Annotated in this window: 19 protein-coding genes and 1 other RNA gene; 11 read left to right on the top strand and 9 right to left on the bottom strand. The window is 45.9% G+C overall.

All coding sequences use genetic code 11. From position 1 onward, the window contains the following. Positions 1–106: 106 nt before the first annotated feature. From gcvP to CXF86_RS00585, 6 genes are all read right to left on the bottom strand, one after another. Positions 107–2,995 carry an aminomethyl-transferring glycine dehydrogenase gene (gene gcvP, locus CXF86_RS00610; RefSeq protein WP_101091805.1) on the bottom strand — a complete coding sequence of 963 codons (2,889 nt, stop codon included), beginning with the start codon at positions 2,993–2,995 and terminating at the stop codon, positions 107–109. Positions 2,996–3,212: 217 nt separating this feature from the next. After that, complete coding sequence (gcvH, locus tag CXF86_RS00605; RefSeq protein ID WP_101091804.1) at positions 3,213–3,602, bottom strand: glycine cleavage system protein GcvH; 390 nt, start codon at positions 3,600–3,602, stop codon at positions 3,213–3,215. A 296-nt stretch (positions 3,603–3,898) separates the two neighbouring features. Continuing rightward, positions 3,899–4,993: a glycine cleavage system aminomethyltransferase GcvT gene (gene gcvT / locus CXF86_RS00600; protein WP_102038083.1), complete on the bottom strand. Its 1,095-nt coding sequence runs from the start codon at positions 4,991–4,993 to the stop codon at positions 3,899–3,901. 267 nt (positions 4,994–5,260) lie between these two features. Then, the gene (locus tag CXF86_RS00595; RefSeq protein ID WP_101091802.1) at positions 5,261–6,481 is read right to left on the bottom strand and encodes an FAD-dependent monooxygenase; all 1,221 of its coding nucleotides are present in this window, start codon (positions 6,479–6,481) and stop codon (positions 5,261–5,263) included. Between the two features lie 65 nt (positions 6,482–6,546). Beyond that, on the bottom strand, positions 6,547–7,779 hold the full coding sequence (ubiH, locus tag CXF86_RS00590; protein WP_102038082.1) for a 2-octaprenyl-6-methoxyphenyl hydroxylase: 1,233 nt from the start codon (positions 7,777–7,779) through the stop codon (positions 6,547–6,549). A 106-nt stretch (positions 7,780–7,885) separates the two neighbouring features. Next, on the bottom strand, positions 7,886–8,461 hold the full coding sequence (locus CXF86_RS00585) for a UPF0149 family protein (RefSeq protein WP_101091811.1): 576 nt from the start codon (positions 8,459–8,461) through the stop codon (positions 7,886–7,888). Between the two features lie 358 nt (positions 8,462–8,819). Here CXF86_RS00585 and CXF86_RS00580 point away from each other — a divergent pair, with 358 nt between their 5' ends. The 8 genes from CXF86_RS00580 to CXF86_RS00550 all read left to right on the top strand — a co-directional run bounded on the left by CXF86_RS00580 (position 8,820) and on the right by CXF86_RS00550 (position 17,638). Beyond that, a complete protein-coding gene (locus tag CXF86_RS00580; RefSeq protein WP_101091800.1) occupies positions 8,820–9,128 on the top strand; it encodes a cell division protein ZapA in 309 nt (102 codons plus the stop codon). Between the two features lie 89 nt (positions 9,129–9,217). After that, positions 9,218–9,400: non-coding RNA, 6S RNA (gene ssrS / locus CXF86_RS00575), on the top strand. Between the two features lie 131 nt (positions 9,401–9,531). After that, positions 9,532–9,657 (top strand): hypothetical protein, encoded by a 126-nt coding sequence (locus CXF86_RS22970; RefSeq protein ID WP_257985232.1) that lies wholly within the window; start codon positions 9,532–9,534, stop codon positions 9,655–9,657. A 103-nt stretch (positions 9,658–9,760) separates the two neighbouring features. Next, positions 9,761–10,429: a hypothetical protein gene (locus CXF86_RS00570; RefSeq protein ID WP_102038195.1), complete on the top strand. Its 669-nt coding sequence runs from the start codon at positions 9,761–9,763 to the stop codon at positions 10,427–10,429. Positions 10,430–10,654: 225 nt separating this feature from the next. Then, positions 10,655–11,128 carry a DNA polymerase III subunit chi gene (locus CXF86_RS00565; RefSeq protein ID WP_101091798.1) on the top strand — a complete coding sequence of 158 codons (474 nt, stop codon included), beginning with the start codon at positions 10,655–10,657 and terminating at the stop codon, positions 11,126–11,128. Positions 11,129–11,154: 26 nt separating this feature from the next. Further along, positions 11,155–14,070, top strand: a complete 2,916-nt coding sequence (locus tag CXF86_RS00560; RefSeq protein ID WP_102038081.1) for a valine--tRNA ligase — start codon at positions 11,155–11,157, stop codon at positions 14,068–14,070. A 243-nt stretch (positions 14,071–14,313) separates the two neighbouring features. Then, a complete protein-coding gene (locus CXF86_RS00555; RefSeq protein ID WP_102038080.1) occupies positions 14,314–17,283 on the top strand; it encodes an ImpA family metalloprotease in 2,970 nt (989 codons plus the stop codon). 190 nt (positions 17,284–17,473) lie between these two features. Beyond that, positions 17,474–17,638 (top strand): YqaE/Pmp3 family membrane protein, encoded by a 165-nt coding sequence (locus tag CXF86_RS00550; RefSeq protein WP_101091795.1) that lies wholly within the window; start codon positions 17,474–17,476, stop codon positions 17,636–17,638. 57 nt (positions 17,639–17,695) lie between these two features. Here the strand turns inward: CXF86_RS00550 and CXF86_RS00545 are convergent, their stop codons facing one another. Beyond that, positions 17,696–18,598, bottom strand: coding sequence for a LysR family transcriptional regulator (locus CXF86_RS00545; protein ID WP_101091794.1), 903 nt, complete (start codon positions 18,596–18,598; stop codon positions 17,696–17,698). Positions 18,599–18,739: 141 nt separating this feature from the next. Between CXF86_RS00545 and CXF86_RS00540 the strand changes: the two genes are divergently transcribed. From CXF86_RS00540 to CXF86_RS00530, 3 genes are all read left to right on the top strand, one after another. Next, positions 18,740–19,165 (top strand): CidA/LrgA family protein, encoded by a 426-nt coding sequence (locus tag CXF86_RS00540; protein ID WP_101091810.1) that lies wholly within the window; start codon positions 18,740–18,742, stop codon positions 19,163–19,165. Continuing rightward, on the top strand, positions 19,162–19,851 hold the full coding sequence (locus CXF86_RS00535) for an LrgB family protein (RefSeq protein ID WP_101091793.1): 690 nt from the start codon (positions 19,162–19,164) through the stop codon (positions 19,849–19,851). Before CXF86_RS00540 ends, CXF86_RS00535 begins: the two co-directional genes overlap by 4 nt. 305 nt (positions 19,852–20,156) lie before the next feature. Next, a complete protein-coding gene (locus CXF86_RS00530) occupies positions 20,157–21,689 on the top strand; it encodes an MFS transporter (protein WP_101091792.1) in 1,533 nt (510 codons plus the stop codon). A gap of 74 nt (positions 21,690–21,763) precedes the next feature. Here the strand turns inward: CXF86_RS00530 and CXF86_RS00525 are convergent, their stop codons facing one another. Further along, on the bottom strand, positions 21,764–22,390 hold the full coding sequence (locus CXF86_RS00525; protein ID WP_102038079.1) for an acetate uptake transporter: 627 nt from the start codon (positions 22,388–22,390) through the stop codon (positions 21,764–21,766). A 528-nt stretch (positions 22,391–22,918) separates the two neighbouring features. Continuing rightward, complete coding sequence (locus CXF86_RS00520) at positions 22,919–25,318, bottom strand: OmcA/MtrC family decaheme c-type cytochrome (protein ID WP_180960975.1); 2,400 nt, start codon at positions 25,316–25,318, stop codon at positions 22,919–22,921. Positions 25,319–25,444 lie beyond the last annotated feature (126 nt).

Here is a 25,444-nt window from a genome sequence, read left to right as displayed (position 1 = left end):
TTAAATCTCTATAGCTTCTAATCCCAACCTAACACCAAAGCCATAATTGCGTCGCTGGCGATGCTAACTCTTTATGAAAGCTAGCAGCACCGAGCCTAAGCAGCAATTACTCATATTCACTAACAGGCACGCATGCACACATGAGGTTCCTGTCACCAAACACATCATCGATACGGTTAACCGTAGGCCAGAACTTGTTTAGCTTAACCGCTTTAGTTGGGAACACGGCCTCTTCACGCGTATATGGACGTGAATCAAATTCTGAGTCCATGATATCGGCTAAGGTGTGCGGCGCATTGTGCAGCGGGTTGTTGTCCGCTGGCCACTCGCCTGCTTCTACCTTGGCAACTTCACCGCGGATAGACACCATTGCTTCGATAAACCTGTCTAGCTCAACTTTAGATTCTGATTCTGTCGGCTCAATCATTAAGGTTCCCGCCACTGGGAAGCTCATGGTTGGCGAGTGGAAACCGTAATCGTTCAAACGCTTAGCGATATCCATCTCAGTCACACCCGATGTCTCTTTAAGCGGACGCAAATCGATGATGCACTCATGGGCAACACGGTCATTTCGGCCAGAATAAAGAATCGGGTAATGCTCAGACAGTTTCTTCATGATGTAGTTAGCGTTAAGCAATGCCACTTGCGTTGACTGACGAAGCCCCTTCTTACCTAACAACTTGATGTACATCCAAGTGATAGGCAAGATGCTTGCGCTGCCGTATGGCGCAGCAGATACCGCACCATTATTGTCAGATTCAAGACCGTGCTTAATCACTGTGTGACCCGATAAGAATGGCGCAAGGTGCTTTTTAACACCGATTGGGCCCATGCCTGGTCCGCCGCCGCCATGGGGAATAGCGAAGGTTTTGTGTAAGTTAAGGTGCGATACATCCGCGCCGATAAAGCCCGGTGATGTAAGGCCAACCTGTGCGTTCATGTTAGCGCCATCAAGGTAAACCTGACCGCCGAACTCGTGAATAACTTCACAAATTTCGCCGATGCTTTCTTCATACACACCGTGAGTCGATGGGTAAGTCACCATGATGCAAGATAAGTTGTCAGCCACTTCTGCGGCTTTGGCTCTTAAGTCATCCATGTCGATGTTACCGGCTTTATCACAGGCAGTAACTACGATTTTCATGCCAGCAAGCTGGGCAGACGCTGGATTGGTACCGTGAGCTGATTGTGGGATAAGACAGATATTTCTGTGCGCGTCGCCACGTGACTCATGGTATTGCTTAATCGTGAGTAGACCAGCGTATTCACCTTGTGCACCCGAATTTGGCTGCAGTGATACCGCGTCGTACCCGGTAATTTCCACCAACCACGTTGATAGCTCTTCGAGTAACTGTGCATAACCTTCCGCTTGGTCTAGCGGGCAGAATGGGTGCATGCTACCAAACTCAGGCCAAGTGATAGGCATCATCTCGGTGGCTGCGTTTAGCTTCATGGTGCATGAACCGAGCGAGATCATTGAGTGGTTCAAGGCCAGATCTTTATTCTCGAGACGCTTGATGTAACGCATCATCTCGGTTTCACTCTGGTAGCGATTAAACGTTGGGTGCGTCAAGATTGCATCGGTGCGCACTAGCTCAGCTGGAATTGATGTGCTGCCGTTAGCCACAATAGCGTCATCAAGCTTAGCGACGTCTAGACCATGATCTGCGCCCAAGATAACGTCGAATAGCTCAGCTACGTCACTGCGGGTGGTGGTTTCAGCCAAGCTGACACCCAGCATGCCGTCAGCGTCGATGCGCAGGTTAAGGCCTGCAACAGCTGAACGTGCAGTCACAGCGGCAACGTCTAAGCCTTTAAGTGACAAGGTATCGAACCAAGTGTTGTTAACCAGCTCAACACCTTTGGCGCTTAGGCCAGCGGCCAAGATATCGGTTAAGCGATGGATACGCTCTGCAATCACCTTAAGGCCTTGTGGGCCGTGGAATACTGCGTAGAACGACGCCATGTTGGCCAGTAATACCTGTGCGGTACAGATATTGGAGTTCGCTTTTTCGCGGCGAATATGTTGCTCGCGAGTTTGCATTGCCATACGCAGTGCACGGTTACCGCGAGTATCTTGTGATACTCCGATAATACGACCGGGCAGTGAACGTTTAAAGGCGTCACGGGTCACGAAGAATGCAGCGTGTGGACCACCAAAGCCCATTGGCACACCAAAGCGCTGTGAGTTACCCAATACGACATCGGCGCCCATAGAACCTGGAGATTTAAGCATCACCAGTGACATGATGTCGGCCGCGACTGAAACGATGGCCTTTTTCTCATGCAACTGGGTAAAGAGTTCTGTGTAATCGCAGATTTGACCGTAGCGGTTAGTGTACTGGAACAGTGCACCAAACAGCTCGTAGTTAACGGCGTCAGCTGCAGGGCCAACAACAACTTCAAAACCAAAGCATTCGGCGCGGGTTTTTACCACGTCGAGTGTCTGTGGGAATACGTCATCAGCCACAAAGAAGATGTTGGCTTTTTTCGCTTTAGAAACACGCTTAGCCAGCGCCATTGCTTCCGCGGCAGCGGTGGCTTCATCAAGCAGTGATGAAGAAGCAAGATCAAGACCGGTGAGGTCCATTGATAGCTGCTGGAAATTAAGAATCGCTTCAAGACGACCTTGAGCGATCTCTGGCTGGTATGGCGTATACGCCGTGTACCAACCTGGATTTTCAAGCACGTTACGTTGGATAACGCTCGGTACTTCAGTACCGTAGTAACCCATACCTATGTAGCTTTTAAAGACTTTATTTTTATCCGCAATTTGACGAATATAAGCTAAGCCTTCAGCTTCACCACATGAATCGCCAACGGCGAGATCACGATTAAGAAGAATTGATCCTGGCACGATTTGTTCGGTCAAGTCTTCTAACGATTCAGCACCCACAAAATTCAGCATCTCTTGCTGCTGTTCGGCACCTGGACCGATATGACGGCGAAGAAATAATTCGTGCTGCTCTAACTGCGTAAGGGTTTCTTTGGTCATGAGTAACCTGGTTCCATATTTGCCAGTATCCAACCTGTAGGGGAGCGGATTTACTGGTCTCGTTGTTTTAGACCAATGTCACTATTGAGCATATTTGCTCATTTAATGAATGGCATTGGTATGGTCTCTATTTCAACTGTTCACGTTATCGGGCATTGCCATATAACGGACAAAGCCCCAGTCTTTAGCAGAGTGGGGCTTTGTTGATTATCACAACTTATTCGTCGTCGATAACCGCTTGATAGCCTTCGGCATCAAGCAAATTTTCTAGCTCAGCGAGGTCAGTAGGCATGACGCGGAAGAACCAGCCATCACCAAATGCATCACTGTTAACAAGCTCAGGTGAATCTTCTAGCGCTTCGTTAACGGCAAGAACTTCGCCCGTAAGTGGTGAGTAGATGTCTGACGCGGCCTTTACAGATTCAGCTACGGCACAATCTTCACCGGCGTTTAGCTCGTCGCCAACATCTGGCAGCTCAATAAACACCATGTCACCCAATAGCTCTTGAGCGTGCTCACTGATACCTACTGTGTAGCTACCGTCTTCTTCTTTACGGATCCATTCGTGAGAAGAAGCATATTTAAGTTCAGCTGGGATATTGCTCATTGGTCTTAATCCTTATTCGATTGTTCTAATTTTGTAATTTAATAAGACGTTTACTGATTTGCCTATTTAGGCTTATATCAGTTTTTTGCGTGTTTTCGCAGCGGTTTCAGCACTCTTTTGCCATTAACCTATTGGATATTGTTTCAATACACTTCAATAGGATAAGGCTATTACTCATCATTATATTCACCGCTAAGCTAAACGCTAATGAAAAATGATTTTTAAAGTGACCTGAACTGCTATTTTACCCTACTGGCCAAGTCCATCAACGTACTTAGCCAATAGTCATATATCTATTAAAACGCTTGCTTACCATTACGTACAAACGATGGTTTGATTACTTTAACAGCGACGCGCTTTTTACGCATCTCTACTTCAGCAACATCACCAATAGTATTAGGTACGCGCGCCATCGCGATAGAGTAACCTAGCGTTGGCGAGAAGGTGCCACTGGTAATAGTGCCTTGTTGCTCAACACCGTCGCTGTCGGTAAAGAATACTGACATGCCGTGACGGATAACGCCTTTAGCGTCCATAACAAGGCCGACTAACTTGTCGGTGCCCGCTGCTTTAATCGCTTCAAGGGCTTTACGGCCGTTGAAATCGCGATCTTCCGGTGCCCATGCCACTGTCCAGCCCATGTTAGCCGCCAGTGGGTTAACACTTTCGTCCATGTCTAAGCCGTAAAGGTTCATGCCCGCTTCAAGGCGAAGGGTGTCACGTGCGCCAAGTCCACATGGCTTAATGCCTGCGTCTAAAAATGCTTGCCATAATGCTTCGGCTTCGACTTCAGGAACGATAACTTCGTAACCTGTTTCGCCGGTGTAACCGGTAGTGGCAATAAAGAGAGAGTCTGCTTGCACACCAAAGAATGGCTTCATGCCTTCAATCGCGGTGTTTTGCGTGGCGTTAAATACCGTAGCCGCTTTTGCTTTGGCGTTAGGGCCTTGAACGGCAATCATTGCTAGCTCTGGACGCTCAGTCACTTCGACGTTGAAACCTTTAACTTGTTCGTTTATCCAAGCAAGATCTTTTTCGCGAGTCGCTGAGTTAACCACGATGCGATATTCAGTGTCTGACAGGTAATAAGTAATGAGGTCGTCGATAACGCCGCCATTATGGTCCAGCATTCCGCCGTAAAGCGCTTTACCAGGTACTTTTAGCTTGGCTACGTCATTGGCTAGCAATTTACGTAAGAAGGCACAAGCGTCGTCACCAATCACATCCACGACTGTCATGTGTGATACATCGAACATACCCGCGTCTTGACGTACTGCGTGGTGCTCTTCGATTTGTGAACCATAGTTAAGTGGCATATCCCAACCGTGGAAATCTACCATCTTGCCATTTGATTCTAGGTGCTTGTTAAAAAGTACAGTTTTGTTAGCCATTTCTTTCCCTTCTTTGGGGTATTCGAGTCTGCAACTGGTGTAGGGTGCTTGTCACCAGATCAATTTGGTCGTATTAAAATGCGGCGAAATTATACCTTGAGTATTGCTTTTGTATACAAAAGAATTTTCTAATCCGAACAGTTTAGTCATTAGTTTTTCTCATGCTGTAATGGTAATAATTTCATACCAAAATGCTGTTTTCCAAAGATAAAACAACAAGTACATGAAATAACAAGCTTATTCAGCTTTAGCTAAAACAGAAGAATGTTAATCTTGTTCACTTTTACACAGCTTGGGTAAGCTTTTTTTGTTGCCAAGCGCCTGCTGAATAAACAGTGTTTTCAATGGCGCAAAATTATCAACGATATTTAAGCCAAGATCGCGGATGACTTTCTTGAGAGGATTGGTGCCCTCAAACAGTCTTTTAAAGCCTTCCATTGAGGTTATCATCTCTAACGCTTCGGCTTTACGCCAGCGCTCAAGACTGCGCAGATGACGGTAATCACCAATGTCTTTACCCTGCTCTTTTAGCTCACTGATGGTTTCTATAATGCTGGCGGCATCTAAGAAACCTAAGTTAACGCCCTGACCTGCTAATGGATGAATGGTATGCGCGGCGTCGCCAGCCAATACCAAACGGTGACGAGCAAAGTGGCGCGCATAACGCATACGGAGTGGAAATGCTTGGCGATCACTTTCCAGTGAGCACATGCCTAAACGGCCATCGTATGCGGCGGTCAATGCACGTTCGAACTGCTGCTTGTCGAGTGCCAGTAGCGCCTCGGCTTTATCGGGTGACACCGACCATACAATTGAGCAGAGGTTTTTTTCGTACAAAGGCAGGAAAGCCAGTGGGCCTTCACTATCAAATACCTGCCTTGCCGTGTCGCCATGGGGCAGTTCGGTGCGGATCGTAGCAACAATGGCGTGGTGGTTGTAATCCCAAAAAGTCATCGGGATTTTACACTGTTCGCGTACCCAAGAGTTGGCGCCGTCTGCGGCCACCACTAATGCAGCGCTGATGTTGTCGCCATTATCTAAGGTTAACCATGCTTCACGTTCACCAAAGGCGATACGCTCAAGACGCTGGTTTTCGATGTAGGTCAGTTCGCTAAACTCTGTTGCGCGTTCAGCTAGTGCAAACGCGATAGAGTCGTTTTCAATGATGGCGCCAAGATGAGTTTCGCTAAGGGAATGTGCATCGAAGTCAATTTTGCCAAGGCTGTCTTTGTCCCACACTTGCATTTTTTGGTAAGGACTAATGCGGTTTGCCGCCAAATATGGCCATGCACCTAGGTTAGTTAGTAAGTGCTGACTTGCTTTATTAATGGCACTCACTCTGAGTTTAGGTGGGCCAGATACGGCGTGGGTTTGGCCGGCATCAATCACCACAACGTTAATGCCTTCCATTGCCAAGCCAATGGCGGTCGCTAAACCCACCATCCCACCGCCAACAATCGCGACATCATAAGTTTGTGTGCTTAACATTTTTAACCCTTACTCATTTAACTAAATTGAATATCAACGGTGCTGACTAAATCAGTCAGCTTGGCTCAACTTTTTGTCCAGCCCATGGCTTTTCGCGCCACGGGCGCTTTCAGCGGCGGAAACCAAGATAATAGGCGTAAGCCTAGGTTTCGGCCAATGACTAACGGCCAGTGATCATTAGAAAAGCCGCGCACTAAGAACTCAATATTGTTCATGGTGCTTTCTCGGTCGACATTGCGACGCGCTAGATAGTCGTGCGTCACTTGGCTTAGACCGATATCTAACTCACTGTTTACACTGTGAGTGAGCGATTGCTTTACCACCTCAAGTAAACTGACCACGTCGCGCAGCCCAAGGTTAAAGCCTTGCCCTGCGATAGGGTGCAATGTTTGCGCAGCGTTACCTAGAAAGACGGTGCGATGATAGATAGGCCTTGGCATATACGACAGCATTAACGGATAACTAAAGCGCTCACCGATATCGATAAAGCGCCCTGCTCGGTAACCAAATGTGCTTTGCAGTTTTTCGATAAACTCCGCTTTGGGCGCCTTAAGCAATTGCTCCGCCTCTGCGGATGACAACGCCCACACCATAGAAAGTCGATGTTCGCCATTACGTTTAGACATCGGCAACAAGGCTAATGGCCCCGTTTGGGTGAATCGCTCAAACGCCCAACCTTGATGCGGCTGCTCGGTTCTAATATTAGTAATGATCGCCGTTTGCTGAAAATCGACCTGCTCTAATGGCTGTTTAAAAGCATGGCGCACTTTAGAGTTAAGACCATCGGCGGCGACTAAGAGTTTGGCGGCGATCTGTTGACCGCTGTCTAAAGTCAGCAACTGTTGTTCGGCTTGTGCCTCAACGTCAGTCAAACTGGCAGGGCAATATAACTGGATGTCACTTTTTTCTAGTTGACGGAACAGCTGTTGCCCTACTGCTTCGAGTTCAACCACTTGCCCTAAATAAGGCAGGTGAAGATCGTCGCTATTGAGCTCGGTCATGCCGAAATTGCCGCGATCAGAGATATGGATATTTTTAATTTCGCTGGCGAGCGCCGCAATGTGTGGCCATATCTGCAGTTTTTTTAACTCGAAGATAGAACCATGAGAGATGGCAATAGAGCGAGCATCGAATCCCGGGTGTTGCTCATTAGGGCGATGCGCTTCAATCAAGGCGATTTTAAGAGGTCGTTCAGTTTGCTTGGCAATCTGCGCGAGTCCAAGAGCTAATATCGCCCCTGCCATTGCGCCGCCGACGATTGCAATATCAACCTGTTCGACCGCATGTGTATTAGCCATGGAATTTTTAACCCGATAACTGATGTTATTGCTGTTACTTATCTTAGTCTCTTAGAAACCAAAACCGCCATAACACGAGTGCGATGGCGGCTTAAGCAACGGACGTTTAGTGCAACACACCAAGGTCTATTGGTTTGTCGTCTTCGATTGCTGGCCCAAACTCTGAGTAACATAGCAATGCAGCCATGCGAGTGAACTCCATCAGCTCGATAAGTGCCGCTTCTGACTCATCGTCTTCAGCTACATCAAATTCTACCTGGGCAATTTCGGATAGGTCTTGGATCACTTCGCGCACCTCTTTCGAGGCTTTATTCAATTTAGGTTGAATAATTGCAATCCCAGTCAGGAAGCTCTGTACCCATAACGATAGCGCTTCAACACGCTTTGATATTGGCTCCTCTTCCTCTGGCAGCATAGGGTTAAAACCAAAGTCAGTATCGGACAGACGCGTGACCGCATCTTGATAGAGCTCTTCGATTAACAGCTGTAATTTTGGAGGTAGTGCTTGGCCGTCATTCATCAGCTCTAATAAAGGTGATGTCCAACCTTTAGATGATTGTTCAACACCGCCACAGATCAAGCCGACTAAAGCGCCGTGAACTTCGACAGGGTGCTGAGCAATTTCAGCTTCGTTGAGTGCCGCAAGTAAGTTATCCATACGGAGCGTTGGGAGGGTCGCCATAAAGTCATTTCCAGTCGCAAAATTTACTAGCTTCATGCTAGCAGAACTGATGGATTCGACCAAGAGTTGCCACCATAAAGTGGTTAAAAGTTTGCGGGCACCACCACAAAAGCAATAATCAAGAATGCCAAGGGCAATGGTAATGGCTATCGATACCTGAAAACGGCTGCCAATAAAGCCATACTTAAATCGGCGATCAACCATAGCCATCGCCAAAACCGCTCTATGTTTGTACGCTAATGGCTATCTAAACAACAATTAATCTAAACTATCTAAGTTTAGGAGGTGATGCTGTTGCACTTTGCTTTTTAGACCGATATAGTCCGCTCAAGTACACGGTTAAAGGATTCCTTTAGGAATGGGTAACAAGGCAATTGAAATTACCCTTATGGGGCGCACCTACTCTATCGCTTGTCCAGATGGACAAGAGACAGCACTTAGGCACGTTGCTCATAATCTTGAAAATCAGTTATTGTCGTTAAAAGCACGCACCAATAACATTAGTCGTGAAGAAATTGCCATTATGGCCGCATTAAATACCGGCTATGAGCTGTTGGAAGAACAACAGAAGAATCAAGATTATAACAAGCAGATGGATGAAAAAATCGGTTTGCTGCAGTCAACTTTAGAGCATGCATTAGTAGAACGTTCTACTAAAGAGGCCTAAAAAGGTTATAATCTGTTTTACTGAAGCTGTACCTAATTAGTGTCGTAAGCCATTTAGAGGTCAATTGACCTGCTTACGAATAAAAGTTTTGCTCCCTGGGGTTCGCGCTAGCTGGCAATGTCCCTGTGCCGATATTTACAAAACCCAGGGTGAACGTTTTACTGACATTGTGCAAGCTCGGCTCGTATCGAGAAGCCTTAGGAAGTATGCGTTTACCCGCCTTGAACTACGGTTCAAGGGCTACGTCAAGCGGTCGGTGTTCCGGGGAGCAATTTAATTTTACTGAAAACCACTCTTTTTATTAAGAGTGGTTTTTTTGTATCTGTGGATCTAAGTCGGATAAAGCTGAGACGGTGAAAAGCCGGATAGTGCAGAGACGGTACAGAACGGGAATACGAAGACGGTGGAAAGCTGGGTAAAGCCGGACAAGCAGGAAGAGCAGGAAGAGCAGGAAGAGCAGGAAGAGCAGGAAGAGCAGGAAGAGCAGGAAGAGCTAAACATCATCAAGCCACTTTTTATTAATGTTTGAGCAGTGCAACTAAATACACAGCTAGATCTCCCTATCAAAGAGTTACAACTTGAATAATCCCCTACCTATGTTACTTTTTTTTTTTCATTTACAGCAACGGCTTATGTTTGACGAATTTAAAGTTCAACTAACGACTTTCGACTGGAATGGTGTTTCTGGCTTAACCAATATTTTAATGGTTATTCTGACAGGTCTACTACTTTACGGCCTGAAGCAAGGTTCTAACAATATCAAGGAATCTTCGTTATCACGAGATGCTGATATTCTTCGCTGGGCGATGGCTGAAATGGATCTGCTAAAACCAGCAATCCGTGTTTTAACAAATGCACACAAAAGTCGCCCCTATTGTAATTGCTCTGGGGAGCACATAAGGCACTACGACTGTAGCTGGAATACTGAAGAGTTGGCAGCAGCACAAGAGGTCAGTGTAAAGCTGCAACGTATAGGATATATGGCCTTACATAATTTGATTTCAAGAAACCACTTTATGAATATTTGGGGGCCAATGTATCTATCCACTTGGTACTCTTTAGAAGCATGGGTTAAACACAAAAGGCTTGATTTGGATGAACCTTTAACTATAGAGAGTGGCGCATATTCACGTATTTACTTAGAACAGTTTGCTCATTATTGTGAAGAAAACATGCCTGATGTTCTAGTGAACAACGAGCGTAGAAGGTTTAACTTACCCACTATCGCCATTCATAAAAAGAAACCAAGACTAAAAGCCTCCAAAGTGTTCAAACCTAAGAAAGAAAAACTTGATATTTAGCACTAAAAAATTCAGCTTTTCTTTATATAAACGCTTTAATCGTTTTTAGACACTGCTCCTAATTCAGAGCTCAAGTAAACCTTAAGAAATAATAGCCACACTTAAAACCTCAGTCCCTGTAAAAAGGGGCTGATCTCTAACCTAGTTTTAGTGTAAAATCCTCTCTTTCGTCAGTCCAAAAGCCAAGTTGCTTAGACCTTAAGAATTTGACCCTAAGAATAAACGATGTCACAGACTCTGTTTTATCTCATGCCTAAAGGCAGTCATACGCAGCGCCATGCTCAATTTTCAGCGTTAGAGCAGGTGCATATTTTTGCGTGTGAGTTGGCTCAACAGGCGTTTGTAAACCAACAGTGGGTCTACATTCATTGCACTGACAAAGATCAGGCTTATGCCATTGATGAACTTTTATGGCAGTTTGAACCGCAATCTTTCGTGCCGCATAACCTTAAAGGTGAAGGGCCGGCAGGTGGCGCCCCAGTTGAAATCGGCTTTGATAGGCTTGGGGCCAATAAAAATCGCCATGTTCTGATTAATCTTGCAGACCAAGTACCGCAATTTGCAGTAAACTTTGGTCAGATTATCGACTTCGTTGCCAACGATGATAGCCATAAAGCGATCGCACGCGATCGCTATCGGCAATATCGCACTCTTGGGATAGCACTAACGACCCAAGACTTGAGCAATACAACCAATTAATTTTAGTTTGAGATAAGTACGCTCCCATGGAAAAAACATATAACCCGCAGTCTATCGAACAATCTCTTTACCAAAACTGGGAAGAGAAAGGTTACTTCAAGCCACACGGCGACGAGTCTCAAGGCAACTATTGCATCATGATCCCGCCACCAAACGTGACGGGTAGCTTGCATATGGGCCATGCTTTCCAAGATACCATTATGGATACCTTGACTCGTTATCAACGTATGAAGGGCAAAAATACCCTTTGGCAGGTCGGTACTGACCATGCTGGTATTGCAACGCAGATGTTGGTTGAGCGTAAAATTGCTGCTGAAGAAGGGCTAAATCGTCATGATTTAGGTCGCGAAAACTTTATCGATCGTATCTGGGACTGGAAGAAAGAGTCTGGTGGCACCATCACTAAACAGCTACGTCGTCTTGGCGCGTCTGTTGATTGGGAACGCGAGCGTTTCACCATGGATGACGGTATGTCTGAAGCGGTACAAGAAGTGTTTGTCCGCCTGTTTGAAGATGACATGATTTATCGTGGTAAGCGTTTGGTCAACTGGGATCCAACCCTGCACACTGCGATTTCAGATTTAGAAGTTGAGAACAAAGAAAAACAAGGCAGCATGTGGCATTTCCGCTACCCGCTCGCCCAAGGCGCATTAACTAGCGATGGCAAAGATTACTTAGAGATCGCCACGACGCGTCCAGAGACCATGCTAGGTGATAGTGCCGTTGCCGTGCACCCAGATGATGAACGTTATGCCTCTTTAGTCGGTAAGTTTATTCACCTGCCCATTGTTAACCGTCTTATCCCAATCGTTGCTGACGATTATGTCGATATGGAATTCGGTACCGGCTGTGTGAAAATCACCCCTGCACATGACTTTAACGATTATGAAGTCGGTAAGCGTCACGAACTGCCAATGTACAACATTTTGACCTTTGACGCGGCTATCCGCTCAAGCGCTGAAATTGTTAACACTGACGGTACGGCTAACACTGAATTAGACAATAGTCTGCCTGAGCGTTATGCCGGTCTTGACCGTTTTGAAGCACGTAAAGCGGTTGTGGCTGAGCTTGATACCTTGGGTCTGTTGGGCAAGATTGACCCACACGCATTAAAAGTGCCTTATGGCGACCGTTCTGGCGTTGTTATTGAGCCACTATTAACAGACCAATGGTATGTGTCTGTTGCGCCTATGGCTAAAACAGCGATGGAAGCAGTTGATAACGGCGACATTAAGTTTGTGCCACAGCAATACGAGAATATGTACAACTCGTGGATGCGTGACCTTAACGACTGGTGTATTTCACGTCAGCTTTGGTGGGGACACAGAATTCCAGCTTGGTATGACGAAGCGGGCAAAGTCTACGTTGGCCGTGACGAAGCCGAAGTACGCACTAAATACAAACTTGACGATGCAATGGTACTGCGCCAAGACAATGATGTACTTGATACTTGGTTTAGCTCGGCATTGTGGACCTTCTCTACTTTGGGTTGGCCAAAAGATACCGCTGAACTTAAAGCCTTCCACCCCACAGATGTGTTGGTGACGGGTTTTGACATCATCTTCTTCTGGGTTGCCCGTATGATCATGATGACCATGCATTTCATCAAAGATGAAAACGGTAAGCCACAGGTGCCTTTTAAAACCGTTTACGTGACCGGACTTATCCGTGATGAAGTCGGTAATAAGATGTCTAAATCTAAGGGTAACGTACTTGACCCATTAGACATGATTGACGGTATCGATCTTGAATCGTTAGTGACAAAACGTACTGGCAATATGATGCAGCCTAAAATGGCCGCTAAAATTGAGAAAAGTACCCGCAAAGAATTTAGCGAAGGTATCGAAGCACATGGTACTGATGCACTGCGCTTTACCTTAGCGTCTATGGCGTCAACCGGCCGTGATATTAGCTGGGATATGAAGCGCCTAGACGGTTACCGCAGCTTCTGTAACAAGATCTGGAACGCATCACGCTACGTACTGATGAACACTGAAGTACAAACAGAAGATGCTGATGACGATGCTATTGGTGAAGCGTTAGATTGTGGTCAACTGCTGGTTGATGGCAAGCCGGGTGCAATGGAACTGTCGATTGCTGATCGCTGGATTATCGGTTTGTTCAATGAAACCGTGAAGGCTTACCACGAGCACATGGCTAACTACCGTTTCGACCTTGCGGCTAACACTATCTATGAGTTCACTTGGAACCAGTTCTGTGATTGGTACTTGGAACTGACTAAGCCTGTTATGCAAAGTGGTACTGACGCGCAGCTTCGTGGTACTCGCCACACGCTTGTGACGGTACTTGAGCAGATGCAGCGCCTAATGCACCCTATGATGCCTTACATTACCGAGACTATCTGGCTGCGCGTTAAGCCGCTAGCCGGTGTTGAAGGTGACACCTTGATGTTGGCTGCGTTCCCTGAATATCAGGCAGACAAAGTTGACGCCGTGGCGATGGAAGATCTTGAGTGGGTTAAGCAAGTGATTACCGCAGTGCGTAACATTCGCGCCGAGCTAAACATTGCCCCATCAAAGCCACTTAATGCCCTACTTCGCGGTGTGAGTGAGCAAGATAAGGCGCGTTTAGAGGCCAACCAAACCTTCTTCAAGACCCTAGCTAAGCTTGAGTCTATGACGATTCTAGCGGACGGTGAAACTGCGCCAATGTCGACCACTCAGCTTGTGGGTAACATGGAGCTGTTGATCCCAATGGCTGGCTTAATCGATGTGGCTAAAGAAGTGGCACGTATCGATAAGTTACTTGAAAAAGCCGCTGGCGAATTCAAACGCATTGAAGGCAAGCTATCGAACCAAGGTTTTGTGGCTAAAGCCCCTGCTGCCGTGATTGAAAAAGAGCGTGCCAAGCAAGCTGAATATCAACGTGATATTGAAAAGCTAACCGAGCAGAAAGCCGAACTGGCTAAGCTAGAAGGTTAAGCTTACATCGTTACGCTAACGTTTTAGCTAATTGCTAACGCGAGCAAAAATAAGGCAACCTTCGGGTTGCCTTATTTATTTCCAGCCATAAAACCGCGCTAGCCGGTACATATATCCATTGCACTTTGCCAATATTCCACCACCAGCCAATAAATTGACTTAACTATTGTTTTTATTGATTATTTTGCATTGAAAATCATTTTAATAGACAATGTAGCAAAATGGTTATGGAGTGTTAAATAAATGAAGTATTGGCTGTTATCTAGTTGCATAGTACTGGGCTTGTCCGCTTGTGGTGGTTCTGAAGATTCAGACCCAATAGATAATGGCGGCGGTACGACTCCCCCGCCAACCGTGCTAGCTCCAGAGGTTGAGTTAGGTGACCCGATCACCGCTTGGAATGACAAACACCTGTCGGTGACTGCGGATGTGACCGTTCATGCAACGGGCAATGCTTCATTTGTTTGGTCGCAAACCGCTGGCCCAGAGATCCAACTGATCAATGGCGAAATTAATGGTGTGGTGCTTGATGCCAGCAATCTTAGCCAAGACGGTAAAATAACCTTATCACTCAGTGTGACAGACAGCAGTCATCAAACCACAATCGATACGGTCGATATTCTATTAAACGATAAAATTAGCGCTGCAATGCAAACAGGCGATGCCAGCATCTCGGTAGGGTTAGAGCCTGAAATCGTCAAGCGTGGCCTTGAGCATATTACGCACTATCGCCAAGAGGGTGCTGAGCTTTTGCAGAGCATTTATCTTAATGACGCGGTGCTGTATGACCAAGGTCGTCATTCACAGATGCTCCAACTCTCTGGTGCTGAACATGCTTATCCACAAACAAAAGCTTTCGCGTTGGTAACAGGTAATAAAGGCTTAACCTTTGCTGCCACTAGCGACAAAGCGGGCCAACGTAACGCCGCCTTCGGCACCGATATTATCTCGAGTTTGCAGCAAGGCAATAACGCCCAATTTGAGGCCAGCTTTAAACGTCTTTTAGGCTGGATGCTAGCTCAAGATCAAACCCAATTAGCCACCGCAAAACAGGTACGACTGTTTTTAATGAATGGCAGTACGGTTAACCGTATTACCGATTGGGTATCAAACCAATATCCCGATTGGCAAGTCAGTACCTGCAGTGACGAAGCCACACTGGGCAGCTGTTTAAGCGAGGCGCAATTAGTGATCAGCGGATCTGCGGAGCTATTCTCGATAGATACTGTAGCGCCACTCATCGCGCAGATCCAAAGCGCGAAGCAACCTCTGCTGTATATGCACCTTCATAGCTGGAATAGTGTGCCGTTAACGCAAACGGTGTTAAACCCTATGGGATTCTCGATGCAGGGACCGGGTGGCCCTGGTAACTACTTTGCCCAAGATAAAGCGGATTGGTCGTCAGCCACTGCCATGCTGAAAGACCATAATGCACTGCAAAGCGAGCAGCTTTGGTTAAGCTTATTTGATAGCGGTAATATCGACTTTACCTTAGCGAATTGCGCCAGCAGCTGCGATGACAACTTTAGTAACGATTACCAAAGTGCACTTAAGCAAATTAAGCAAAACATTCAGGCCTTCGATAGCGCTAAGCAGGATATTTTTGGTCTGTCAGATCATAAGCTATATAAATTATTAACCCTATTAGGCGATGGTTATCGTCACTCTATTCAGTACCCGATGGATGTCAGTAGCACTGATAACTTAAATTACCTTAAAGCTTATTATGCAGACCATAGTGTTTATCATTTCAGAGAGTTCAATCTACTGCCTAATGACTTAGGCAATTTTAGTCGCACCGACTTTAGCCATATCACTGCCGTCGATATGAACGTCGCCATTAACAGTAAAAAAGGCTTCCGCTCCGCGGGCGTGTATGCGCTGCCAGCGCAAACAGTTAAGGTCACTCGTACTGATAACAGTAAGGTTCGCACCTGGGTATTTATCAATACTCAGCGCTCAGGTTCGACCCATGAATTTGCCGTTAATGGTTATAACCGCCCTAAATATCTGCAATCGAGTCGTATAGAAGTCAAAGCCGGCGAAACCATTAAACTCACTAGCCCCTATGGTGGTCCGCTACAGGTGCAGTTTGATCAAACTGACCTAGCGGTTACTTTGGCATTTGAGCACATTGGCCAACATCCCTATTGGCGTAAAGGCAAAAACAGCGAGAAGTTTATGCAGGACTTAGCCGCTGAACAATATGATTGGGCGGAGCTTGCAACGGAACATTTTGAAGTGCATTCACGCCTCGACAAGATGCAAAAAACCATGAGTCACGAGCCGCTGTGGGATACACCTGAAAAGATGGAAATCGCCATCATGACGCAGGTACACAACTACCCACATCTACTCGCAGGCTTTAAAGGGCCATTCATTGATGAAGTGGCAGAGATCAGCCATTTTGCCGCCAGCCAAGGCTGGGAGATTGATAGTATTGATACGGTGAAACACATGAATGCCGACCAACCCACCTGCGGCTCAGGTTGCTCAGGTAACCCCTATGATGCCAGTTGGTCGTTTAGTCCAACGGGACATGGTGATATTCATGAACTTGGCCATGGACTTGAAAAAGGACGTTTACGTTTTGATGGCCATGAAGGTCATGCATCCACTAACCCTTACTCTTACTACAGTAAGTCTCGCGCTTATACTGAGCTTGGCAAACTCCCCTCTTGCCAAGGTCTCAACATCGATGACGAGTTTGCGGTATTACAGGCAAGTGTTAATCAACCCGATCCATTCGTATACATGCAAGATGCCAAGCTCACTAGTTGGTCAAACGGCATGGCGACCATGTTACAAATGATGGTCGCAGCACAAAAGCATGCGGCGCTTGAAAATGGCTGGCACCTATTAGCAAGATTACACATATTACTCAGGGAATTTGAGCGCGCTAAAGGCTCAGATGAACTTTGGCAGCAAAAGCGCAGTCAACTTGGCTTTAGTCAATTTAGCCTCGAAGCGGCAAAAACGATCACTAATAATGATTTTTTGATGATCGCTATGAGCTATTCAACCAAACTCGACTATCGTGATATGTATCAAATGTGGGGACTGGCAACCACTCAGGCTGCTAAAGACCAACTGGCGCTGCTCGGTTATCCTATGATTGAGAAGCAAGTATATGTTTATGCACCAGGTGACTACTGCTTGAGCTTAGATCTGCAATCAATTCCAGTCGATGGCCAGCAAGCTTGGCCATTGTAGGTTGGGGAAGTTGCTAGATTTGAGAATGAGCTAAATTCTAGACTGTTGCCAGTGGCTTATTGGTTAAGCGCTGGCATGACGTTTACATAATCACTAATTTAGATTAAGTTTATAGTAGTAGTTATGAAGAGCCGAATGTCGTCATTATCGAGCTAATACAACGAGCTAATACTTTTAAGGAAAATACGCTATGGATGCCAACAAGCTGTTACTTATTATTCTTGCAATTTTATTACCGCCAGTTGCCGTATTTCTAAAAAATGGCGTAGGCAAAGACTTAGTGATCAATATCATTCTGTGTTTACTGTTCTTCATCCCTGGCGTGCTACACGCGCTGTGGGTTGTCACCAAATAGCGTCATTCATGATGTACTATTATGGTGCTCAGCTATGACGTTCAACGATGAATAGTATTAAGCTTTTTTATTGTCTGCAATAAGTTGCAACTTTACTATTTCAATCATCGCTTTTGCTGCAAAAGAGAGCGTCTGCTGTTTACGCCAAAATAGTGATAACTCCCAGCGGAGATCACGACTGGCCAGTGGCACGTTAACCACCGCATCGACTCGATAACGCTCAGCAATGATCTGTGGCAGCAACATCACTCCCGTCCCTGCCGCCACCAGCGCAATACCAAAATCAGCATGACTGACCCGGGTTATTTCAGTCGGAGCAAAGCCCACTTTTTCGCAAGCACTTAACACAAATTCATAGAGTGTGTATTCACGCTCAAACATCACTTGGGCTTGATCGCGTAAATCGTTAAGCTGTAGCTGTTTTTTTGAAGCCAAAGGGTGGCTCTTTGGTACTACCACCACCATTGGCTCGTTGCGAATGCGTAGCCCGTCAAACTCATCGTCAAAATCAATGATCCCTGTCGCTAGCTCAATGTCATCTTTTTTGAGTGCGGCGGTTTGCTCTATGCCACCGCGAACCAGCAACTGCATCTCTATTTTGGGATAGTCCTGTCTAAATTTAGCGATTGCTGGTGCGAACAGCTCTGCGCTGCCCAATGGGGCTAAGCCTAATCTTAATGTGCCTCCCGTCAGATTACGCAAACCATCAAGCTCCGCCAGCATACGTTGCCGACCACTGAGAAGCTGCTCAGCATGACGGTAAACCACTTGCCCTGCGGCGGTAAGCTTAACTTGAGTGCCACGTTTGCCTCGTTCCAACAACACCATTTGCAACTCTTCTTCGAGCAACCTTATCGCCTTTGATAGTGCCGGTTGTGTCAAAAATACGGTTTTACTGGCCTTAGAAAAACCACCAGCGTTAACGACTTCAACAAAGTAGTACAGCGTTTTCAGATCCATTTAGATAACCAATAGTTATAGATTCCATTCATAATATTCATTTTTTCTATTCATTAAGCAAGCGTAAACTGACGTTATCGAAGTAAAGCGACCCCTATAGGAATCAACATGGCGGCGAAGGAAGGCTCAATGGCTCTATATATGCTCAGTAAACAAAGCCAGAAAATGCCGCTATTTTTGCAACGTTTTTTACAGATAGTGCTGTTTTGCGCTTTCGCTTGGGCCTGCCAAGTTATTGCCAAGGATATTAATTCCCCCTTACCTGGCAGCGTCATTGGGCTTGGAGTGTTACTCGCGCTACTGTCATTAAAATGGGTGCCAGAGCAAACGGTGAGTATGGGAGCGGCTTGGTTGATAGGTGATCTGCTGCTGTTTTTTATTCCTCCAGTCGTCGCGGTGATCAAGTATCAAGCGTTACTTGAACATTTTGGGATGGTATTAATCAGCTCCATGCTAGTGGCTAGCACCATCGTATTGCTCGGCACTGCCTTTACGGTTGACCGATTATTTAAGTTCGAACGAAAGCATCGATTAAAGGTGCTATTAAGCCAAGGGGGCAACCAGTGACTCCATCACTCTGGGGAGTCTTCTGTTTTGTGCTAACGCTATTCGGTTACTACAGCAGTAAAGCACTCTATCGCCGTCATAAAAAAGTGTGGTTTGCGCCCATTGTTATCGCACCACTTATCATCTTATTTGTGGTCATTACCTTGAACATCCCGTTGGCGGACTATTTTAAATACACCCATTGGCTAGCTGCACTATTAGCCCCTGCAACGATTGCCTTTGCAGTGCCCATTTATCGTGAACGCGCATTGATAAAACAATACCCAATTACCTTAAGTGTCGGCGTGTTAGTTGGACTGCTCCTCGGTATTGGGTCCTCTTGGTTGGTTGGCTACTTCACATCAATGCCCGCTGAATTATCTAATAGCCTAATGGTGCGTTCGGTTTCAACACCTTTTGCCATTGTTGCAACCTCCTCCTTTGGCGGCGTACCTGAACTCACTGCGATGCTAGTGTTAATCACGGGAGTAATGGGAATGCTGATTTGTGAACCTTTGTTTAAAGTCGCTAAGATCCGTAGTTCCGTGGCAAAGGGAGTTGCGCTAGGGGCTTCCGCTCATGGTGCCGGCGCAGCAAAAGCCAGTGAGATAGGCAGACAAGAAGGCGTCATCGCCAGTTTAACCATGATTTTCACCGGTATTGCGATGGTGATTATGGCGCCTGCATTTGCTTACATCATCAATTAAACCGCTTTTCCATAGCAAGGTTTTGTGCCGATGCTATTGAGCCTGCACGTAAAACCGTTCGAATAGTGACCTCCTCTTAATCAAGCCCAGTCTGAACTTGATGCCAAAGCCCTGAGTTATTCTCAAACTTCCATTAACGCACTGGTGTTTGTCATCAAATTAGGTAAAGTGTTTACCGCAATCACAAGCTTGCAGCGTTTTGGCAAAGAACATTACCTTCATCTCACCCAAAACCAACATAAAAATGCTTCTTAAATACGAAAGCAATAATAAATATAAATAATTAAAACAATTAAAGGAAAGTTATGAGCGAGTCAAAAGATGCTTACGCAGATAACGACCTACGGGAAGTAAAACAGCTGGGAATGTGGGCCTCGATTGCCAGCTTAAGTTATATATTTTGGATTGTCGGCGGCATGGAACTGGTCGAGCGTATTGCCTATTACGGCGTAAAAGCCAGTGCAGGCCTTTACGCTAAAGCACCAGTATCGAATGGCGGCCTAGGCATTAGCTTAAGTGACTACGGTATTATTATCGGTATCTGGGCGATGATGCAGACCTTCGTTCCAGTATTCACTGGCGGCATTTCAGACCGTGTTGGTTACAAAGAAACGATCTTCGCTTCAACGCTAATCAAGATCTCTGGTTACTTGGTGATGGCGTTTTTCCCGAGTTTCTATGGTTTCCTTTTTGGCGCCATTCTCCTGGCCGCTGGAACCGGGGTATTTAAGCCCGGTATTCAGGGCACACTCGTGCTCTCCACTGGGCGACAGAACACCTCGATGGCTTGGGGTATTTTCTACCAAGTCGTTAATATTGGTGGTTTCTTAGGACCGTTAGTTGCTGTGCATATGCGTCAACTCTCTTGGGACTATGTATTCTTTGCCTGCGCCGCGATTATTTCTTTTAACTTTCTATTTTTACTCGCCTATAAAGAGCCTGGTAAAGAGGAGCGTTTAGAGCGTAATCGTAAGATTAAATCTGGTGAAATTAAGCAAGTAGCACTGTGGCGTGATGCGCTACACGAGCTGAAAAAGCCAATCGTAATCTACTACATGTTAGTGTTTGCAGGCTTTTGGTTCCTGTTTAACTCCTTGTTTGATGTATTACCTATTCACATTGCTGAATGGGTCGATACCAGTGTGATTGTGACCTCACTATTTGGTCCAGAAGGCACCACAAATGGGTTTTTCCAGTTCTGGCTTGGCCTAGATAATACCGGTACTAAGGTGATGCCTGAAGGCATGCTTAACCTTAACGCGGGTATGATCATGACCACCTGCTTCTTAGTGGCGGCGTTAACCGCAAAGTACCGGATCACCTCGGCGATGTTAGGCGGGTGTTTACTGAGTATTTTGGCCTTCGTTCTCGTTGGTGCTACCAATGCCGCTTGGATGATCGTATTCGCTATCGCGATGTTCTCCTTCGGCGAAATGATGATTAGCCCGAAGAAAAATGAGTTTATGGGCAACATTGCCCCTGAAGGCAAAAAAGCCATGTATCTTGGTTTTGTGATGCTGCCGCAAGGCATTGGTTGGACGCTTGAAGGTTTCTTTGGCCCTAAGCTCTATGAGATGTATGCCTCGAAAGAGATCTTCTCGCGGGAGTTATTGGTAGATCGTGGCATGAGTGCCAGTGATGTTAGTGCTATACCTCTGGGCGAGGCATTTTCAACCTTAGTCACTTATACTGGTGAGCCGGCGCAGCAGCTAACGACATTGCTTTATAACACCCATAACATCGGCATGGCGTGGTACATCATCGCCGCCATCGGGTCTATTTCAGCCATTGGTATTTACCTTTACGGTAAGTGGTTGTTTAAGCTTCAACAACGCTAACCCCGTTTCATAACGAAAAAAAGCTGACATACTTGTCAGCTTTTTTGTTATCTACAGCCGTAAAACGCGAACGGTTATGCGGCTTTTAAAACAGGTTTTACATCAACAACCGTCTGCACGCTTGCTGAAAATCTGGCCTTACCGACCGGTAAAATCACGCGGTTATACTCTGCGTTAAGCACTTGAGCCATACCAAAGTAGATAGCGCTTAGACCACAGAAAATACCTTCAAAGCCTGCAATCGTGCCGATAAGTGCGTTGCCAGTAAAGTCACGCGCTGCTAATAAGAAGAATAATATCGTCAGTGAACCAAATACAATCTGTTTGGCCAGCGGGTAACGCATTGAACCGATAAACATAAAGCCAGTGAACGTGCCCCACAACGCTAAGTACCAACCCATAAATCCTGCTGGACTCGCCGCGAAGCCCATTTTAGGCATCACAATAAGCCCAACCAAGGTTAACCAGAACAAACCATAAGAGGTAAATGCCGTGGTACCAAAGGTGTCACCCCGTTTGAAACACATCATGCCTACGAGTACTTGCCCAATACCGCCATAAAATATGCCCATCGCTAGGATCATTGAATCCATCGGAAAGAAGCCTGCGTTGTGAATATTAAGCAAAATGGTGGTCATACCGAAGCCCACTAAGCCAAGTGGAGCAGGATTTGCCAAAGAATTTGTAAGCTGTGTAGACATTGAGTTCCCCTACAGGAAGTGATCAATTAGATGTGTAGCGGTTACGCTCTACCGCACTAGATTAACAATGGTTAATCTTAGCGCCGCGGATTTTAGTTAAAGCACACGCAGCAAGCAAATGAGTGGTGTTGATAATCACGATAAGAGAATGGTTCAAAAAATAGCGATTAAATATTATTATCAAACACTTAACCTAAAAAACTAAAGATTGTAATAACCACCATCCGCAACCAGCATCAAGATCACACTTCCTGCCATTACTTGCTGCTCCTCACGCTTATTCAGCATTATCACTTTAGCAATTGCTAAAACGGCTAAGCGATACTGTTGAATAATTGCACTCGGTCACAAACTCGGACATTGGTTCATTTTTATTAAAAATAACCAACCAACAGGGTCATTACACGCTAAACAAAAAAATAAACCCCAAAATCATCGCAAAAAAAGGGGAGCCCGAAGGCTCCCAAGAGGTTCAATGACTATGAGAAGCAGGGATCCCATAGCAGGTGAAACTTTTATAATTTTAAGTTAGTGAGCACCTCCCATATGCATCTTGTCGATACCATAAGTCTTACCTTCAGCGTGACACGTTGCACAAGATTCAACAGGTACTAAGTTAGCATCTCTAACTTCATCACCCCATACAGTCGCACCATTACTCTTGAAGTGAGCTAAGGCTGCAGCACCTGAGTGAGCATGGCAACTACGACAAGCTTCAGCAACCGGTGAGATATACTCAACCGTTGCACCGTAATTATCAGTTGTCGCAATCGCTTCTCTGCCCGATGTTAGACCACCGTTAGCAGCAAAGAATGGCATTGCATCGCCTTCAGAATTTTCATCTTTATGGCACGCTTGGCAGTCTGTTTTAGGTGCTGGATAGTTAACCCAAGTCTCACCATCTGTACCTAAGTAGATCCCACCACCTGTGTTACCAGCAAACATACCACTGTGGAAGCGGTGAGCAACGGTAACGAGGTCTCTGTTGTAATACTCCAAACCTTCCATAACTTCAAATGTCGGTTCACCATCTGCATCTACACCAGATTGCTTATAAACATCAGCATGATATGAACCCGCGTAGCTGTTGTTATGACAATCAGCACACTGAGTAAAGTCAGTTACACCATGGTTAGGTGATTTGATGTGCGATAAGTTGCCATGACAAGCATTACACTTGGCTTCATCAGCTGTTGTGCGGTCATTTCCAGCCTGCGTTGGAGACATATAGTCCGTAAGTTTAGAACTTACGAAGCGGAGGTTATCTTCAGTCTGTACACCTTTAACGGCTGTAGCTTCAAACTTGAAGAACTTAGTGACGATGTTAGCCGGAATAGCGACATCACATGCACCACTATCGGTACCAGCTCCTTCGGTTAGCTTAGTGTTTTCAATAATCTTGCTCGTGCTGGTATCGCCACACATATTCATTTCAGAAGAAACAGACAGTGTTTTGCCATCTAGCTGACCAGCAGTAATTGCTTTCGTTAAGGTTAACTTACCGCCTTGAACAACGAACTGCTCAGGATTGTTTTTAGTGTTAATACTTAGTCCACGAACATAATCACCGTTTGAATCAAGTGTGCCGATTAAAATATCATCGCCTGACTCGAATTTATTCAGGTACTTAGTTAAGTCAGTACCATCGATAGCGACTTCACCATTAAGCTGTACATCAATGACAACGGTTAATAGATCAGCAGCAACGTCGGCTGACATCACATCTAACACTAGACCGGTTTCAAAAGCAGCTCGGCGATCGACACTATGAGCTTGCATTGGGCTTAGGCTACCTGCGCCATGACAACCAGAACAAGCCGCATCACTCTCAGGCACAATACCTCTGTGACCATCACCTGTAGCTAAGTCAACATCAGTATGGCAAGACACACAGGCTTCAGCATAGACATTGTCATTCCACTGAGTACCGTTGTCATGACAAGTGGTACATTCGTTTAGCTCTGATGGGAAACCAATTTGTTCCCATCCTTCAGCTTTAGCGTCACCAACGAGATCAAGATGATGACCTGCGTGGATGGTGTGGATCATTGCGTTCCAATTAGGATTAAAGCCTTTTTCGGCGTCATTCTGATCAGCTGCGTATGCCGGATTATGACAAGCAACGCAATTTTCTACTTTTTGATAGTTATGGTGAGCACCAATATTGGCGATACGGATGTCAGTAACGGCGTAACCGTCTTTGCTACTATGACACTTGATACAAGCGGCATTAGAGACTGAATCTTTTACTGATACCGCAAGCTCACCCGTTGCAGGAATAAAATCAACAGGCGTAGACAGTAGTTTGTCAGAGATGCCGGCCCCTGAACTATCAGAGACATTATAGGTACGCACCATGACGCGGAATAGGTTATTAGCATCGCCTTCGGCCAGTACGACTGGCGCATTACCATCATGCTCCCAAGTACCTGTGTAAGTGCCTGGGTTAGCTTCATCTTCAACCAAAGTACAGGCATCTACTTCTGCGCCACCACGAGCCGTTGCTTTACCCGTTAGCGTACAATACATACTTGAGCCAAACTCGTTAGCCAGTGCATTGTTTTGCCACAATACCGGTGCGCCAGTATCAGTGGTGTTAGCAGCCTGGTTCATTACATATAGCGCAACTTTTTCTAGCCCAGTAAAGGGAACCGCTTCGCCTTTGCTGTTTTTACCTGTTGCGGTAAATTTAATAGTGAAGGCGTCAGTACCCACGACTACGATATCTGCTGGTGCTACTGTAAGTACGAAATCAGCGGCACTACTAACGGTATCAACCGTTATGCCTGCTGGTGTGCCTGGGGTACCAGGAGTGCCCGGTGCGCCTGGTGCACCGTCTTGGCCATCATCACCATCTCCACAACCAGTCAAGCCGATGGCAGCTATCAATGCCATCGCCAATAAAGACTTCTTATGTGTTCTCATCATTTTATCCCTTTATAGGTATTATTTTGCTGCATACGCAGTAAATCAAATATAAAAGAAACCGACTATTTCGACACCAATTTGTATCAAAGATGTGACTAAAAATTAAAGATTCAGTTAATGGAATTT

This window comes from Shewanella sp. GutCb (assembly GCF_002836135.1).
Taxonomy (GTDB): domain Bacteria; phylum Pseudomonadota; class Gammaproteobacteria; order Enterobacterales; family Shewanellaceae; genus Shewanella.
Note: the sequence above shows the minus strand (reverse complement) of the source record. Positions and strands in the feature narration are given on the sequence as shown.